Annotated in this window: 16 protein-coding genes; 10 read left to right on the forward strand and 6 right to left on the reverse strand. The window is 50.5% G+C overall.

Annotation, left to right across the window (positions count from 1 at the left end; genetic code table 11):
* Positions 1 to 132 precede the first annotated feature (132 nt).
* A complete protein-coding gene (gene tldD, locus D9741_RS00155) occupies positions 133 to 1,578 on the forward strand; it encodes a metalloprotease TldD (RefSeq protein WP_130204524.1) in 1,446 nt (481 codons plus the stop codon).
* Positions 1,579 to 1,657: 79 nt separating this feature from the next.
* Here tldD and aaeR read toward each other — a convergent pair whose 3' ends face one another.
* Positions 1,658 to 2,587, reverse strand: coding sequence for an HTH-type transcriptional activator AaeR (aaeR, locus tag D9741_RS00160; RefSeq protein WP_130204526.1), 930 nt, complete (start codon positions 2,585 to 2,587; stop codon positions 1,658 to 1,660).
* Positions 2,588 to 2,769: 182 nt separating this feature from the next.
* Between aaeR and aaeX the strand changes: the two genes are divergently transcribed.
* From aaeX to D9741_RS00180, 4 genes are all read left to right on the forward strand, one after another.
* On the forward strand, positions 2,770 to 2,973 hold the full coding sequence (aaeX, locus tag D9741_RS00165; RefSeq protein WP_000051841.1) for a p-hydroxybenzoic acid efflux pump operon protein AaeX: 204 nt from the start codon (positions 2,770 to 2,772) through the stop codon (positions 2,971 to 2,973).
* A gap of 7 nt (positions 2,974 to 2,980) precedes the next feature.
* Positions 2,981 to 3,913 (forward strand): p-hydroxybenzoic acid efflux pump subunit AaeA, encoded by a 933-nt coding sequence (gene aaeA, locus D9741_RS00170; protein WP_130219166.1) that lies wholly within the window; start codon positions 2,981 to 2,983, stop codon positions 3,911 to 3,913.
* A 5-nt stretch (positions 3,914 to 3,918) separates the two neighbouring features.
* Positions 3,919 to 5,886, forward strand: a complete 1,968-nt coding sequence (gene aaeB, locus D9741_RS00175) for a p-hydroxybenzoic acid efflux pump subunit AaeB (RefSeq protein WP_130204530.1) — start codon at positions 3,919 to 3,921, stop codon at positions 5,884 to 5,886.
* A 252-nt stretch (positions 5,887 to 6,138) separates the two neighbouring features.
* A complete protein-coding gene (locus D9741_RS00180) occupies positions 6,139 to 6,411 on the forward strand; it encodes a barstar family protein (RefSeq protein WP_001028998.1) in 273 nt (90 codons plus the stop codon).
* 55 nt (positions 6,412 to 6,466) lie between these two features.
* Here the strand turns inward: D9741_RS00180 and yhcN are convergent, their stop codons facing one another.
* On the reverse strand, positions 6,467 to 6,730 hold the full coding sequence (yhcN, locus tag D9741_RS00185) for a peroxide/acid stress response protein YhcN (protein WP_000695690.1): 264 nt from the start codon (positions 6,728 to 6,730) through the stop codon (positions 6,467 to 6,469).
* Positions 6,731 to 7,095: 365 nt separating this feature from the next.
* Complete coding sequence (argR, locus tag D9741_RS00190; RefSeq protein WP_064529494.1) at positions 7,096 to 7,566, reverse strand: transcriptional regulator ArgR; 471 nt, start codon at positions 7,564 to 7,566, stop codon at positions 7,096 to 7,098.
* Between the two features lie 434 nt (positions 7,567 to 8,000).
* On the opposite strand from argR, the gene mdh reads away from it, so the two are divergent.
* Positions 8,001 to 8,939 carry a malate dehydrogenase gene (gene mdh, locus D9741_RS00195; RefSeq protein WP_064529495.1) on the forward strand — a complete coding sequence of 313 codons (939 nt, stop codon included), beginning with the start codon at positions 8,001 to 8,003 and terminating at the stop codon, positions 8,937 to 8,939.
* Positions 8,940 to 9,001: 62 nt separating this feature from the next.
* On the opposite strand, the gene degS is transcribed toward mdh, so the two are convergent.
* The 3 genes from degS to zapG form a co-directional block, all read right to left on the reverse strand.
* On the reverse strand, positions 9,002 to 10,069 hold the full coding sequence (gene degS, locus D9741_RS00200) for an outer membrane-stress sensor serine endopeptidase DegS (RefSeq protein WP_064529496.1): 1,068 nt from the start codon (positions 10,067 to 10,069) through the stop codon (positions 9,002 to 9,004).
* An 89-nt stretch (positions 10,070 to 10,158) separates the two neighbouring features.
* Entirely contained in the window at positions 10,159 to 11,526 is a 1,368-nt protein-coding gene (degQ, locus tag D9741_RS00205) for a serine endoprotease DegQ (RefSeq protein ID WP_130219168.1), read from the reverse strand.
* 154 nt (positions 11,527 to 11,680) lie between these two features.
* On the reverse strand, positions 11,681 to 12,079 hold the full coding sequence (gene zapG, locus D9741_RS00215; RefSeq protein ID WP_010345273.1) for a Z-ring associated protein ZapG: 399 nt from the start codon (positions 12,077 to 12,079) through the stop codon (positions 11,681 to 11,683).
* A 193-nt stretch (positions 12,080 to 12,272) separates the two neighbouring features.
* Between zapG and zapE the strand changes: the two genes are divergently transcribed.
* From zapE to D9741_RS00235, 4 genes are all read left to right on the forward strand, one after another.
* On the forward strand, positions 12,273 to 13,400 hold the full coding sequence (zapE, locus tag D9741_RS00220) for a cell division protein ZapE (protein WP_130219170.1): 1,128 nt from the start codon (positions 12,273 to 12,275) through the stop codon (positions 13,398 to 13,400).
* A gap of 219 nt (positions 13,401 to 13,619) precedes the next feature.
* Positions 13,620 to 14,048: a 50S ribosomal protein L13 gene (gene rplM, locus D9741_RS00225; protein WP_000847559.1), complete on the forward strand. Its 429-nt coding sequence runs from the start codon at positions 13,620 to 13,622 to the stop codon at positions 14,046 to 14,048.
* A 15-nt stretch (positions 14,049 to 14,063) separates the two neighbouring features.
* Positions 14,064 to 14,456 carry a 30S ribosomal protein S9 gene (gene rpsI / locus D9741_RS00230; RefSeq protein WP_000829818.1) on the forward strand — a complete coding sequence of 131 codons (393 nt, stop codon included), beginning with the start codon at positions 14,064 to 14,066 and terminating at the stop codon, positions 14,454 to 14,456.
* A gap of 156 nt (positions 14,457 to 14,612) precedes the next feature.
* Complete coding sequence (locus D9741_RS00235; RefSeq protein ID WP_130219172.1) at positions 14,613 to 15,407, forward strand: DUF695 domain-containing protein; 795 nt, start codon at positions 14,613 to 14,615, stop codon at positions 15,405 to 15,407.
* Positions 15,408 to 15,505 lie beyond the last annotated feature (98 nt).

The raw sequence follows: 15,505 nt of genomic DNA on the forward strand, positions 1-15,505 counted from the left end.
GCCTGATGCGACGCTGTGCGTCTTATCAGGCCTACAAACCGGAACATAACCGTAGGTCGGATAAGGCGTTTACGCCGCATCCGGCAGCCGTAAAAAATCCTCTACCGAAGTAACTAACGAGTAACAAAAACGATGAGTCTGAACCTGGTAAGTGAACAATTGCTAGCGGCGAACGGCCTGAAACATCAGGATTTGTTCGCGATTCTCGGTCAACTGGCCGAACGTCGCCTCGATTACGGCGATCTCTATTTTCAGTCGAGCTATCACGAATCCTGGGTTTTAGAAGATCGCATTATCAAAGATGGTTCTTACAACATCGATCAGGGCGTTGGCGTGCGTGCAGTCAGCGGTGAAAAAACCGGTTTTGCTTACGCCGACCAAATCAGCCTGCTGGCCCTGGAACAGAGCGCACAAGCGGCGCGTACCATTGTCCGTGACAGTGGCGATGGCAAAGTACAGACGTTGGGCGCGGTAGAGCATAGCCCGCTGTATACCTCGCTTGATCCGCTGCAAAGTATGAGTCGCGAGGAGAAACTGGATATTTTACGTCGCGTCGATAAAGTTGCCCGTGAGGCCGACAAACGCGTACAGGAAGTGACTGCCAGCCTCAGTGGCGTCTATGAATTAATTCTGGTTGCGGCCACCGACGGCACCCTGGCGGCAGATGTGCGTCCACTGGTGCGCCTCTCAGTAAGCGTTCTGGTCGAAGAAGATGGTAAACGCGAACGCGGTGCCAGCGGCGGCGGCGGTCGTTTTGGTTATGAATTTTTCCTTGCCGATCTCGACGGTGAAGTCCGTGCGGATGCATGGGCGAAAGAAGCAGTGCGTATGGCGCTGGTCAATCTTTCTGCCGTTGCCGCGCCTGCGGGCACCATGCCGGTAGTACTTGGCGCAGGTTGGCCGGGCGTGCTGTTACATGAAGCGGTAGGTCACGGTCTGGAAGGCGACTTCAACCGCCGTGGTACTTCGGTCTTTAGTGGCCAGGTCGGCGAACTGGTAGCATCTGAACTGTGTACGGTAGTGGATGATGGCACGATGGTTGATCGCCGTGGTTCGGTGGCGATTGATGACGAAGGTACGCCGGGTCAGTACAACGTGCTGATTGAAAATGGGATCCTGAAAGGTTACATGCAGGATAAACTCAACGCTCGCTTAATGGGTATGGCACCGACCGGTAATGGTCGTCGTGAATCCTATGCTCACCTGCCCATGCCGCGTATGACCAACACCTACATGCTGCCAGGTAAATCGACGCCGCAGGAAATCATTGAATCCGTCGAGTATGGCATCTATGCGCCGAACTTCGGCGGCGGTCAGGTGGATATCACCTCCGGCAAATTTGTCTTCTCCACCTCAGAAGCGTATCTGATTGAAAACGGCAAAGTGACGAAACCGGTGAAAGGCGCAACGCTGATTGGTTCCGGTATCGAAACCATGCAGCAAATTTCGATGGTGGGCAACGACCTGAAACTGGATAACGGCGTGGGTGTCTGTGGTAAAGAAGGGCAGAGCTTGCCAGTTGGCGTGGGCCAGCCGACGCTTAAAGTCGACAACCTGACCGTTGGCGGTACCGCGTAATCTATCCAGGCCGGTAAGCGTCGCATCAGGCATTGGTTGCCGGATGCGGCGTAAACGCCTTATCCGGCACGCACATGAATTACTTCTCTTTCCCGCGCCCGTGCATCTCCTGAAACAACTTACCGACCTCGACAAAATAATCCGTCAGTGAGTTGATCACGACCTGCACCTTCAGTGGCAGCTTATCTTTTTCGGTATACAGTGCATAAACCGGGCGTGGATCCGACTGATAACGCGGCAGCAGGATCTCCAGCTCCCCACGATTGATCTCATTGATCACCCACATCAGCGGGACATACGCGATCCCAGCGCCTGCCGTTAACCAGCGCACCAGCGTCATTGGATCGTTAGTGACAAACCGTCCTTGTGGGATGAGGCGAGTCGAGATCCCTTCTGGCGCGATCAGTTCAAATTCATTGTCCGGACGCACGCTGTACTCAAGCCATGAATGGCTACTTAGATCGGCGGGTTTTTCCGGTACGCCATACTGTGTGAGATAGCTTTTAGCGGCGCACACCACCATCGGCATCGCCCCCAGACGGCGGGAAAATAGGCTGGAATCCTGCAACGCGCCGACGCGGATCACGACATCCAGACCGTCGGCAATCAGGTCGGGTGCAGGAATTCCGGTAACCAGATTGACGCTTAAACCAGGGTACTCTTTCAACATTTTTGCCGTCAGCCCAGCGAGAACATTTTGAGCCATAGTTGAAGAACAGCCAATGCGCAGCGTCCCGATAGGCGTGTTATTGAAGGCATACAGTTGCTCATGGACATCCTGCACTTCATGGAGCATCCGACGGCAGCCCTGGTAGTAAATTCTACCTGCTTCGGTCAGGCCAATGCTGCGTGTACTGCGGTTTAACAACTTTACCTGCAACTCATCTTCCAGTTTAGACACCGTCTGACTGATGGACGAAACGCTCATCTGTAGCTGTCTGGCGGCGGCGGTAAAAGAGCCAAATTCAACTACTTTGGCAAACACCGACATGCGTTTTAGTCGTTCCATTATTCACTCTGACTTAAAAGTGATTTAGATCACATAATATAGATAACAGCATAACAGTTACGCTAATATATTAAATATCAATCTACAGCAATGTTGCTCTCGCCCGGCTTTCCATGCCCTTCTCTGCGGCGACAGATGCTGAAAATAATAACGCCTGCTCTCTCTATACAACCAAGGTCAACATGAGTCTGTTTCCCGTTATCGTGGTGTTTGGGCTGTCCTTCCCACCGATATTTTTCGAATTGCTTTTATCACTGGCGATTTTCTGGCTGGTGCGCCGGGTACTTGTGCCAACAGGTATCTACGACTTTGTCTGGCATCCGGCGTTGTTCAACACCGCGCTCTATTGCTGCTTGTTTTATTTGATATCGCGACTGTTCGTTTGAGGTTGAAGTGAAAACACTAATAAGAAAATTCTCCCGTACGGCCATCACGGTCGTATTAGTCATTCTGGCCTTCATCGCAATTTTTAATGCCTGGGTCTATTACACCGAATCCCCGTGGACGCGTGACGCACGCTTTAGCGCCGACGTCGTTGCGATCGCGCCGGACGTATCCGGACTCATTACTCAGGTAAATGTTCATGATAACCAGCTGGTGAAAAAAGGACAGGTACTGTTCACCATCGATCAGCCGCGCTATCAAAAGGCGCTCGAGGAAGCGCAAGCCGATGTTGCTTATTATCAGGTGCTGGCACAGGAGAAACGCCAGGAGGCCGGACGTCGTAACCGTCTCGGCATACAGGCGATGTCCCGCGAAGAGATAGACCAGGCCAACAACGTACTACAAACGGTTCTGCATCAGTTAGCGAAAGCGCAGGCGACCCGCGATCTGGCAATACTGGATCTTGAACGCACGGTGATCCGCGCACCGGCGGATGGCTGGGTGACCAACCTCAACGTCTATACCGGTGAGTTTATTACCCGTGGCTCAACGGCGGTTGCGCTGGTGAAACAGAACTCCTTCTATGTGCTGGCCTATATGGAAGAAACCAAGCTGGAAGGGGTGCGCCCTGGGTATCGCGCAGAGATCACGCCGCTTGGCAGTAACAAAGTGCTGAAAGGTACGGTTGATAGCGTCGCTGCCGGGGTCACCAACGCCAGCAGTACGCGTGACGACAAAGGGATGGCGACCATCGATTCCAACCTTGAATGGGTGCGTCTGGCGCAACGTGTCCCGGTACGTATTCGTCTCGACAACCAACAAGATAACATCTGGCCTGCGGGGACTACCGCTACTGTGGTGGTTACGGGTAAACAAGATCGCGATGAAAGCCAGGATTCGTTCTTCCGTAAAATGGCCCATCGCCTGCGTGAGTTTGGTTAATCACGATGGGTATTTTCTCCATTGCTAACCAACATATTCGCTTCGCGGTAAAACTGGCGACCGCCATTGTGCTGGCGCTGTTTGTTGGCTTTCATTTTCAGCTTGAAACACCACGCTGGGCTGTTCTGACCGCGGCGATTGTTGCCGCCGGTCCTGCCTTTGCCGCCGGTGGCGAACCGTACTCTGGCGCCATCCGCTATCGCGGTTTTTTGCGCATCATCGGTACATTTATCGGTTGTATTGCCGGGCTGGTGATCATTATTGCGATGATCCGTGCGCCATTGTTGATGATTCTGGTGTGCTGTATCTGGGCCGGTTTTTGTACCTGGCTCTCCTCGCTGGTACGAGTAGAGAACTCCTATGCGTGGGGGCTTGCCGGTTATACAGCGCTGATCATTGTGATTACCATTCAGCCAGAACCGCTGCTGACGCCGCAGTTTGCCGTTGAACGTTGTAGTGAAATCGTCATTGGTATTGTGTGTGCTATTGTGGCGGATCTGCTCTTTTCTCCACGATCGATCAAACAAGAAGTGGATCGAGAGCTGGAAAGTTTGCTGGTGGCGCAATATCAACTAATGCAATTATGCATCAAACATGGTGATGGCGAGATTGTTGATAAGGCCTGGGGCGACCTGGTTCGCCGCACCACGGCGCTGCAAGGGATGCGTAGCAATCTGAACATGGAATCTTCCCGCTGGGCGCGTGCCAATCGGCGTTTAAAAGCGATCAATACGTTGTCGCTGACGCTGATCACCCAGTCCTGCGAAACTTATCTCATTCAGAACTCGCGCCCGGAGTTGATCACTGATACCTTCCGCGAATTTTTTGACACGCCGGTAGAAACTGCGCAGGACGTCCATAAGCAGCTAAAACGCCTGCGGCGAGTGATTGCCTGGACCGGGGAACGTGAAACACCCATCACTATTTATAGCTGGGTTGCGGCGGCAACGCGTTATCAGTTGCTCAAGCGAGGCGTTATCAGTAACACCAAAATTAACGCTACTGAAGAAGAGATCCTGCAAGGCGAGCCGGAAGTAAAAGTAGAATCCGCCGAGCGTCATCATGCAATGGTCAACTTCTGGCGTACCACGCTGTCCTGCATGCTGGGGACTTTGTTCTGGCTGTGGACCGGATGGACCTCCGGCAGTGGCGCAATGGTGATGATTGCCGTCGTAACGTCGCTGGCAATGCGTTTACCTAATCCACGCATGGTGGCGATCGACTTTATCTACGGCACGGTAGCGGCGCTACCGTTAGGACTGCTCTATTTTTTGGTGATTATCCCCAATACCCAACAGAGTATGTTGCTGCTGTGCCTTAGCCTGGCGGTGCTGGGATTTTTCCTTGGTATTGAAGTGCAGAAACGGCGGTTGGGATCGATGGGCGCGCTGGCCAGTACGATTAATATTATCGTGTTGGATAACCCGATGACCTTTCAGTTCAGTCAGTTTCTCGATAGCGCGCTGGGGCAAATCGTGGGCTGTGTGCTGGCGTTCATCGTCATTCTACTGGTGCGGGATAAATCGCGCGACAGGACAGGACGCGTGCTGCTTAATCAGTTTGTTTCTGCCGCTGTTTCCGCGATGACCACCAATGTCGCCCGGCGTAAAGAGAACCATCTGCCAGCGCTTTATCAGCAGTTGTTTTTGCTGATGAATAAATTTCCCGGCGATTTGCCGAAGTTTCGCCTGGCGTTAACGATGATTATCGCTCACCAGCGATTGCGTGATGCGCCGATACCCGTGAACGATGATTTATCGGCATTTCACCGACAAATGCGCCGCACAGCGGACCACGTGATTTCTGCCCGCAGCGATGACAAACGCCGTCGTTACTTCGGTCAGTTGCTGGAAGAACTGGATATCTACCAGGAAAAACTACGCATCTGGCAAGCGCCGCCGCAGGTCACGGAACCGGTGCATCGGCTTACCGGTATGCTGCATAAATACCAGCACGCGCTAACCGATAATTAAGTCAAAGCCGACGCCAAAAGGTGTCGGTTGAGATTGCTGACATACTCCAAATTGTCTGATGCGCTACGCTTATCAGGCCTATATTGAATTTGCACCCCCTGGTAGGCCGAATAAGGCGTTCACGCCGCATCCGGCATGAACAAAGCGCACTTTGTCAGTAATCAGAAACCGATGCCAAAAGCGTCGGTTTTTTCATGTCTATACTTAGCGATGAACGGCAGAACTCGCCGCGAAACGTGACGGTGGCAACAGATGAATATCTATAGCTTTGATTTTGATGAGATTGAGAGTCAGGAGGACTTTTATCGCGACTTTCGCCAAACCTTTGGTCTGGCGAAAGATAAGGTGCGCGATCTCGACTCACTGTGGGATGTATTAATGAACGATGTTCTGCCGCTACCGCTGGAGATCGAATTTGTTCATCTGGGAGAAAAAACGCGTCGGCGTTTTGGCGCGTTAATATTGCTGTTTGATGAGGCGGAGGAAGAGCTGGAAGGGCATTTGCGTTTTAATGTTCGTCACTAGCGCAAAAAAAAGCCCCCAAACCGGGGGCAATGTCGTCGGACAAGACGATGAGGGTTTATTTGTACAGTTCAGCTGTGGCGTGCCAGGTATCGCCGCTACGCGCTTCGGTAATCTGGTAAGCAGTCGCGCCTTTCTCTTCCGCTTTTTTGTTCAGCATTTCACGCATATCCATTGGAGAAGATGCTACACCGCTGACGGACACGGTGCCGATGGCTTCACGATTTTGAGCTTGTGCAGCATCAATGGAATCGGCAGCGAAAGCACCGAAAGAGAGAACAGAGAGCACACTTAATGCAGCAACAGTGGTTTTGATTTTCATGATTTTTACCTCGACATAATCTTTTAGCTGGGCCTTTGTTTCGTGACCCATATCACAAAATTAAGTATACACTAATTATTGAGCTAATTAATACCACGCTAACTGTTTCTATTGAGGGAGAATTGTTAAAAAGATTAATTTTTATAACAAAAGTGAATTAAAAATACGGGCGTTTAGTAAAAATAACATTTATTTCAATAAGATATGTGTTTTTGCAAAATGTGCGTTTTTTTCTCTGTGTATTCGTTGTGTGAATGTTTTGTCGCTATAAAACGCACTATTCGTTAAATGAATGGCAGGGGAAAGCAGGGCGATGAATGGAGAATGCATTATTTTCCCCGCCGCCAGAAGCGACGGGGCAGAGATTAAAGCTCCTGGTCGAACAGCTCTAAAATCGCTTCGTACAGGTCTTTGACGGTGAAACCTTTAGCAGGGGTGGTAAAGATGGTGTCATCACCTGCGATGGTACCAAGAATACCTTCTGCTTTGCCCAGAGAGTCCAGCAGACGCGCAATCAACTGCGCCGCGCCAGGACTGGTATGTATTACAACAACAGCGTCGTTGTAGTCGATATCCAGCACCAGATTCTTCAACGGACTGGAGGTGGTTGGTACGCCCAGTTCAGCTGGCAGGCAGTAAACCATTTCCATCTTTGCATTGCGGGTACGTACAGCACCAAATTTGGTCAACATCCGCGAGACTTTAGACTGATTAATATTGTCAAAGCCTTGCTCCTGCAATGCGGCGACGATTTCGCCCTGGGAGCTAAATTTCTCTTCTTTAAGTAACGCTTTAAACGCTTTAACTAATTCTTCTTGCTTAGACGAGCTTCGCATAAGTCACCCGATATGGTGGTTGATACAACATTATTGTGCATACAGATGAATTTTTATGCAAACAGTCTGCCCTGGAGAAGGCTGAAATAATGTTATGAAAGAGCGGGATTTTATCAAATTTCGTGATTGAGAAACATGCCTGCGTCACGGCGCGCAAATTCTGCTTAAAAGTAAATTAATTGTTATCAAATTGATGTTGTTTTGGCTGAACGGTAGGGTATATTGTCACCACCTGTTGGAATGTTGCTCTGATGCATAAGCGGCTGTTAATTACGTAAGTTAGGTTCCTGATTACGTCAATTAAATGCATAAACGCCAAATTTGCGTGACTACACATTCTTGAGAAGTGGTCATTGTAAACTGTTAATTTGTGGATTAAGGTCGCGGCAGCGGAGCAACATATCTTAGTTTATCAATATAATAAGGAGTTTAGGATGAAAGTCGCAGTCCTCGGCGCTGCTGGCGGTATTGGCCAGGCGCTTGCATTACTGTTAAAAACCCAACTGCCTTCAGGTTCAGAACTCTCCCTGTATGATATCGCTCCAGTCACTCCCGGTGTGGCCGTCGACCTGAGCCATATCCCTACTGCTGTGAAAATCAAAGGTTTTTCTGGTGAAGATGCGACCCCTGCGCTGGAAGGCGCTGATGTGGTTCTAATCTCCGCAGGTGTAGCGCGTAAACCAGGGATGGATCGTTCCGACCTGTTTAACGTTAACGCCGGTATCGTGAAGAATCTGGTACAGCAAATTGCGACAACCTGCCCGAAAGCGTGCATCGGTATCATTACAAACCCGGTAAACACCACGGTAGCAATCGCTGCGGAAGTGCTGAAGAAAGCGGGTGTGTATGACAAGAACAAACTGTTTGGCGTCACCACGCTGGATATCATCCGTTCTAATACGTTTGTCGCTGAACTGAAAGGCAAACAGCCGGGTGAAGTTGAAGTTCCGGTTATTGGCGGTCACTCTGGCGTTACCATTCTGCCGCTGCTGTCTCAAGTTCCTGGCGTAAGCTTTACCGAGCAGGAAGTTGCTGATCTGACCAAACGTATCCAGAACGCGGGTACGGAAGTGGTTGAAGCGAAAGCCGGTGGCGGGTCTGCAACCCTGTCCATGGGCCAGGCAGCTGCACGCTTCGGCCTGTCTCTGGTTCGTGCGCTGCAAGGCGAAAAAGGTGTCGTTGAATGTGCCTACGTTGAAGGTGACGGCCAGTATGCTCGTTTCTTCTCTCAACCGCTTCTGCTGGGTAAAAATGGCGTAGAAGAGCGTAAATCCATCGGTACTCTGAGCGCATTTGAACAGAACGCGCTGGAAGGAATGCTGGATACGCTGAAGAAAGATATCGCCCTGGGCGAAGAGTTCGTTAATAAGTAATTGATTAACGAATAATAAAAAACCGGAGCAACGTCTCCGGTTTTTTGTTTTGAGCGCACGACTTAATTGGTTGCAGGATATTCCTGAATAGTGACCTGCAATGTCAGTTTTTTATCGTCACGCATCACCACCACCGGAATCACCGAACCTGGTCGAATTTCTGCCACTTGATCCATTGTCTCCAGAGCGGAGATTGCAGGTTTGTTGTCCACCGAGATAATCAGATCGTTGACCTGGATACCGGCATTAGCCGCCGGGCCATCAGGTGACACTTCATTAACCACAATCCCTTGCAGTTGATCGATACCACCACCTTGCGCGTGTAATGGTGCGATTTCGCGGCCGCCAATACCGATATAGCCACGAATAACACGTCCATCGCGGATTAGCTTATCCATAATTTTGGTTGCCAACTGGAAGGGAATGGCAAAACCGATGCCTTCTGGAGTTTCGCCATCGTTACTCTTATCAAACGACAGTGTGTTGATGCCCATCAGTTCGCCCAGCGAGTTCACCAGTGCACCGCCGGAGTTGCCGTGGTTAATGGATGCATCGGTTTGCAGAAAGTTTTGCCGCCCGGTCGGGTTCAGGCCGATGCGACCCGTGGCGCTGATAATCCCCTGGGTAATGGTTTGCCCGAGGTTGTACGGGTTGCCGATCGCCAGCACTACATCGCCAATGTGCGGTATGCGACGAGAATTGATTGGAATGGTGGGTAAACCGCCAGTGGCATTAATTTTGAGCACCGCCAGATCGGTCAGTGAATCAGAGCCAACCAGCAACGCTTCAAAAACACGACCATCCTGTAAGGCGACGATGATCTGATCGGCGTCGTTGATTACATGTTTATTGGTAATGATATAACCACGTTGATCCATGATCACACCTGACCCTAGCGTACGGATCTCAAGCTGGTTGTGTGAGGATGTGTTCAAACCACGGTTATAGACATTTACCACAGCTGGCGCGGCGCGGCGGACCGCCAGATTATAACTGGCAGGCGTCTCGTCGGCACTGTCGAATTGCGGTGTGGAAAGCGGGTTAATGCTGCGCAGCGAAGGCATGGCAACCAGCAAAATCGCACCGACAATTAATCCAATCGCAACGGATCGTAAGAGCTTCACAAACATGATGGAGGTGTCATTAAAAAAGGGAACGGCAGCAGCATATCACGAGTTAACCGGACATCACACGTCAGCCTGATGCCCGGTTTATGACATTAACGCATTAGCAGGTAAATGCTCTCATTACCGCGCATGATTTGCAGGGCAATAATAGCCGGTTTGGTTGCCAGTACTTTGCGCATCTCAGCAATCGAGTTCACCCGATTGCGGTTCACGCCAATAATTACATCATCTTTCTGTAAACCTGCCTGAGCGGCGGGGCTGTCTTTGACAACTTCGTCAATCTTAATGCCTTTTCCGCCATCTTTTAGCTGACTGTCACTCAACGTTGCGCCTTCCAGCGCCGGTGTAATCATCTCTGCACTGGCTGAAGAAGATGTGCTGGTATCAAGCGTCACTTCCACTTCCTGCGGCTTGCCGTTACGTAACAGACCAAGCTTCACTTTAGTACCAGGTTCAGTGGTGGCGATGCGGGAACGCAACTCGGCGAAGCTATTGAGCGGTTTGCCGTTGAGGCTGGTAATAATATCGCCTGCTTTCACGCCCGCTTTCGCCGAGCCAGAACCAGGCAGAACTTCACTGACAAACGCGCCACGTTGCACATCTAAATTAAACGCTTTGGCGATATCGGCACTCATCTCGGTACCTTTAATGCCTAACAGACCGCGTTTAATTTCACCAAAGTCGATAAGTTGCTGCGCCAGGGTACGCGCCATATTGCTGGGGATAGCAAAACCAATCCCGACGCTACCGCCGCCAGGGGCAAGAATTGCGGTGTTAATACCAATCAACTCGCCGTTAAGGTTTAACAGCGCACCGCCGGAGTTACCCCGGTTAATGGAAGCATCGGTCTGGATAAAGTTTTCCAGACCTTCGAGATTTAACCCGCTGCGACCTAATGCGGAAACAATGCCTGAAGTCGCGGTTTGCCCAAGGCCAAATGGGTTACCGACCGCGACGGCAAAATCACCGACGCGCAGTTTGTCGGAGTCGGCAATGGCGATTTGCGTTAATTTGCTCGGATTCTGAATTTGTAGCAGGGCGATATCGCTCTGGTCGTCGCTGCCAATCAACTTCGCATCAAACTCGCGTCCGTCATTGAGCTGAATACTGATTTTCTGCGCCTGATTGATGACGTGATTGTTGGTCAGCACATAACCTTTATTGGCATTGATGATGACACCGGAGCCTAAACCTTCAAAGGGTTGCGCAGGTTGATCCGGTAAATCATCGCCAAAAAATTTTTTGAATTCTTCCGGGATTTTCTGTTCCTGGCTGGCAGTCCCTTCAACTCGCACGCTTACCACCGCGGGAAGCACTTTTTCCAGCATCGGGGCCAGGCTGGGCAATGGCGCCTGACCGGCAACCTGGCCGGGAATCGACGCGACAGCCTGAAACGGCGCCGAGAGAGTTAACCCGACACTTAACGCTAATGCACTCAACAGCTGGGTTTGTTTTTTCATTATTCCTGCTCTCGTACCTGAATGATAAGAAAAAGAGATTCAAAACAGTTTGATGTTATTGAATTTTCAGACGGCTAACAATGAGACACCAGATTAAATGATAGTCGGGGAGGGAGAGAAGAGGAGGGCGCAATGGCTGCGCCCGCAAAATAAATTAGTCGCGCTTTGCGCCAGTGCGCAGCAGGCCAGATGCGCCTTCAGAATAGTCGCGTGGCATCTGCACCGGTGCCTGATCGTTGCTGGCTTCAGACTCAGCCAGACGATTACGGAACGGGTTTGCTTCTGCGGACAGTTCCGGCAGCAGGCTGCTGGAGCTTTTCGCCATGTGTTGATACAACTGGCGATAGTCATGCGCCATGGTATCCAGTAATTCCGCGCTGCGGGCAAAGTGGTTAACCAACTCTTCGCGATACTCGTCCAGTTCAGCTTTATTTTTTTCCAGTTCGTACTGCAACGCCTGTTGCTGGCGTAGTTTACGATTACCAAAACGCATGGCCACAGCACCAATAATGATGCCGACGACTAACCCAATTAGCGCATATTCCCAGGTCATGAACATCTCCCGTTGTCTTTTGTTTCCGTAGGGTGTTGGCTTCAGGCTCCATGCCTGCGGCTGATTATGCCACTATAACCGTTAATTCCACAGAAGTGGAATCCCGACTGCATATCGCGTAGTGTAGAACGGCCTTTTTTTCGTCAACCGTGAACAACGGCACACCGATTATTCAAGGAATAACAAGAACATCATGCAAAGCGTTACCCCGACATCGCAATACCTGAAGGCGCTCAATGAGGGCAGCCATCAACCTGACGACGTACAAAAAGAGGCCGTCAGTCGGCTGGAGATTATCTACCAGGAATTAATCAACAGCACGCCGCCCACTGCGAGGGCGAGTGGGTTAATGGCGCGAGTCGGTAAACTGTGGGGTAAGCGCGAAGAGGCAAGCAGTACGCCGGTGCGTGGCTTATATATGTGGGGCGGTGTAGGACGCGGGAAAACCTGGCTGATGGACCTTTTCTATCAAAGCTTGCCGGGTGAGCGGAAACAGCGCCTGCACTTTCACCGTTTTATGCTGCGCGTGCATGAAGAACTGACTGCATTACAGGGGCAGACTGACCCGCTGGAAATTATTGCCGATCGCTTCAAAGCAGAAACCGATGTCCTCTGTTTTGATGAATTTTTTGTTTCGGATATTACCGATGCCATGTTGCTTGGCGGTTTAATGAAAGCCCTGTTCGCTCGCGGAATAACGCTGGTCGCAACGTCAAATATTCCGCCTGATGAGCTTTATCGTAATGGCCTGCAACGAGCGCGTGTTCTACCGGCTATCGACGCCATTAAACAGTATTGCGATGTAATGAATGTCGATGCAGGCGTCGATTATCGACTACGAACGCTTACCCAGGCGCATTTATGGCTGTCGCCGCTCAACGATGACACCCGGGCGCAAATGGATAAACTTTGGTTGGTGCTGGCGGGGGCGAAACGCGAAAATTCACCGACGTTAGAAATCAACCATCGACCGCTGGCGACAATGGGCGTTGAGAATCAGACGCTTGCCGTCTCTTTTACCACCTTGTGTGTCGATGCCCGCAGCCAGCATGACTATATAGCGCTCTCACGCCTGTTTCACACAGTGATGTTGTTTGATGTGCCTGTCATGACGCGGTTGATGGAGAGCGAAGCACGACGTTTTATTGCGCTGGTGGATGAGTTTTACGAGCGCCATGTCAAATTAGTGGTGAGCGCAGAAGTGCCTTTGTATGAAATTTATCAGGGCGAGCGACTGAAGTTTGAGTTCCAGCGTTGCCTGTCACGTCTACAAGAGATGCAGAGCGAAGAGTATTTGAAGCGCGAGCATTTGGCGGGGTAAAACCTGCCATAAATCACAAAAAGGGGTCGATCTTTGACCCCGACTTCTCTATAATCCTGCGACCCCACGTTACAAGAAAGTTTTTTTTCCCGAAACTTTTTGTGTGCTGGCATAGGCTATTCGAAGGGGTAGGTTTGCCGGACTTTGTCGTGTGAACCTCAACAATTGAAGACGTTTGGGTGTTCACCAACGTGTAACTATTTATTGGGTAAGCTTTTAATGAAAACTTTTACAGCTAAACCAGAAACCGTAAAACGCGACTGGTATGTTGTTGACGCGACCGGTAAAACTCTGGGCCGTCTGGCTACTGAACTGGCTCGTCGCCTGCGCGGTAAGCACAAAGCGGAATACACTCCGCACGTAGATACCGGTGATTACATCATCGTTCTGAACGCTGACAAAGTTGCTGTAACCGGCAACAAGCGTACTGACAAAGTGTACTATCACCACACCGGTCACATCGGTGGTATCAAACAAGCGACCTTTGAAGAGATGATTGCTCGCCGTCCTGAGCGTGTGATTGAAATCGCGGTTAAAGGCATGTTGCCAAAAGGCCCGCTGGGTCGTGCTATGTTCCGTAAACTGAAAGTTTACGCGGGTAACGAGCACAACCACGCGGCACAGCAACCGCAAGTTCTTGACATCTAATCGGGATTATAGGCAATGGCTGAAAATCAATACTACGGCACTGGTCGCCGCAAAAGTTCCGCAGCTCGCGTTTTCATCAAACCGGGCAACGGTAAAATCGTTATCAACCAACGTTCTCTGGAACAGTACTTCGGTCGTGAAACTGCCCGCATGGTAGTTCGTCAGCCGCTGGAACTGGTCGACATGGTTGAGAAACTGGATCTGTACATCACTGTTAAAGGTGGTGGTATCTCTGGTCAGGCTGGTGCGATCCGTCACGGTATCACCCGCGCTCTGATGGAGTACGACGAATCCCTGCGTTCTGAACTGCGTAAAGCTGGCTTCGTTACTCGTGACGCTCGTCAGGTTGAACGTAAGAAAGTCGGTCTGCGTAAAGCACGTCGTCGTCCGCAGTTCTCCAAACGTTAATTGCTTTCTGCTTCGGCAGAATACAATTTGCGAAAAAAACCCGCTTCGGCGGGTTTTTTTATGGCTAAAGTCCGATTCCAGCCTCTTTTCCCTCTCTCTTCAGCATTATTCTCTTTTTAATAGTATTTTCCACGTACTGTAGAAAAGGATATCGCGATGGGATTATTTAATGCATTGTTTAACAAGAAAGAATCTTTAACGTTGTCGAATAAATGGGAGTTCTTTATTACAACAGTGGATGACCATGTCACGGGCATACGTGTTGATATCGGCGCCATTCAGGACGAAAGATTTGATCGACTTAACCACACCTGGTTCTTTCGTGTGCGTTATACCCATTGTTATGAAAACGGTTTACCGCAGCCTGATGAAACACAACGTTTAAATCGTATAGAGGACTGGCTTGAGGAGAGGGGCAAGGCCTTACCGATTTGGTTGGTGGGGGTGGTAACACAAGAAGGCTGGCGCGATTTTGTTTTCCAGTCGGAAAAAGAACTGGACTGGGAAAGAACGCTGGATAAATTGCTCGCGGGTGGCCCGGAAGTCTCTTGCAGCTATAGTATGAGTAAAAACGATAACGGAAATTACTATCGCCAGTTCCTGTACCCGTCGAAATATGACTGGAACTGGATACACGATTCCCGCGTATGCCGTGGGCTGCTGGAACATGGTGACGATTTGACTCTTCCACGCACCATTGATTACTACGCGACATTGCCGACAGAAGCTGCTGCACGCGCCTTTGCGGAGGACGTGACGAAATTGCCATATGGCATTACGCTGGTGAGCATTCGGATGAACGACCAACAACCAGGGTATATGGCGTCATTTACTAACACTGATGCTCCTGAACAATGGCATATGACCGAGATTACATGCCAGCTTTCCGATTTGGCTGAAAAGCATGGCGGTAGTTTTGATGGCTGGGGCGCACCGATAGCAACGGCGTAAAAGAGGTAGACAACATTTCTGGTGGGGATTAAGTCAAGCATTTCAGACTAAGGAACATCTCTTTTTCCCCATTTCCGGCATCGACTCACCACAAAGGT

The organism is Escherichia sp. E14V7, from assembly GCF_004212225.1.
In the GTDB taxonomy this organism is placed as follows: domain Bacteria; phylum Pseudomonadota; class Gammaproteobacteria; order Enterobacterales; family Enterobacteriaceae; genus Escherichia.

Coding starts and splice junctions, on each gene's coding strand:
- tldD (WP_130204524.1), top strand. CDS start 133: ATGAGTCTGAACCTGGTAAGTGAACAATTGCTAGCGGCGAACGGCCTG.
- yhcN (WP_000695690.1), bottom strand. CDS start 6,730: ATGAAAATCAAAACCACTGTTGCTGCATTAAGTGTGCTCTCTGTTCTC.
- rpsI (WP_000829818.1), top strand. CDS start 14,064: ATGGCTGAAAATCAATACTACGGCACTGGTCGCCGCAAAAGTTCCGCA.
- zapE (WP_130219170.1), top strand. CDS start 12,273: ATGCAAAGCGTTACCCCGACATCGCAATACCTGAAGGCGCTCAATGAG.
- D9741_RS00180 (WP_001028998.1), top strand. CDS start 6,139: ATGAATATCTATAGCTTTGATTTTGATGAGATTGAGAGTCAGGAGGAC.
- aaeX (WP_000051841.1), top strand. CDS start 2,770: ATGAGTCTGTTTCCCGTTATCGTGGTGTTTGGGCTGTCCTTCCCACCG.
- aaeB (WP_130204530.1), top strand. CDS start 3,919: ATGGGTATTTTCTCCATTGCTAACCAACATATTCGCTTCGCGGTAAAA.
- rplM (WP_000847559.1), top strand. CDS start 13,620: ATGAAAACTTTTACAGCTAAACCAGAAACCGTAAAACGCGACTGGTAT.
- mdh (WP_064529495.1), top strand. CDS start 8,001: ATGAAAGTCGCAGTCCTCGGCGCTGCTGGCGGTATTGGCCAGGCGCTT.
- degQ (WP_130219168.1), bottom strand. CDS start 11,526: ATGAAAAAACAAACCCAGCTGTTGAGTGCATTAGCGTTAAGTGTCGGG.
- argR (WP_064529494.1), bottom strand. CDS start 7,566: ATGCGAAGCTCGTCTAAGCAAGAAGAATTAGTTAAAGCGTTTAAAGCG.
- degS (WP_064529496.1), bottom strand. CDS start 10,069: ATGTTTGTGAAGCTCTTACGATCCGTTGCGATTGGATTAATTGTCGGT.
- aaeR (WP_130204526.1), bottom strand. CDS start 2,587: ATGGAACGACTAAAACGCATGTCGGTGTTTGCCAAAGTAGTTGAATTT.
- zapG (WP_010345273.1), bottom strand. CDS start 12,079: ATGACCTGGGAATATGCGCTAATTGGGTTAGTCGTCGGCATCATTATT.
- D9741_RS00235 (WP_130219172.1), top strand. CDS start 14,613: ATGGGATTATTTAATGCATTGTTTAACAAGAAAGAATCTTTAACGTTG.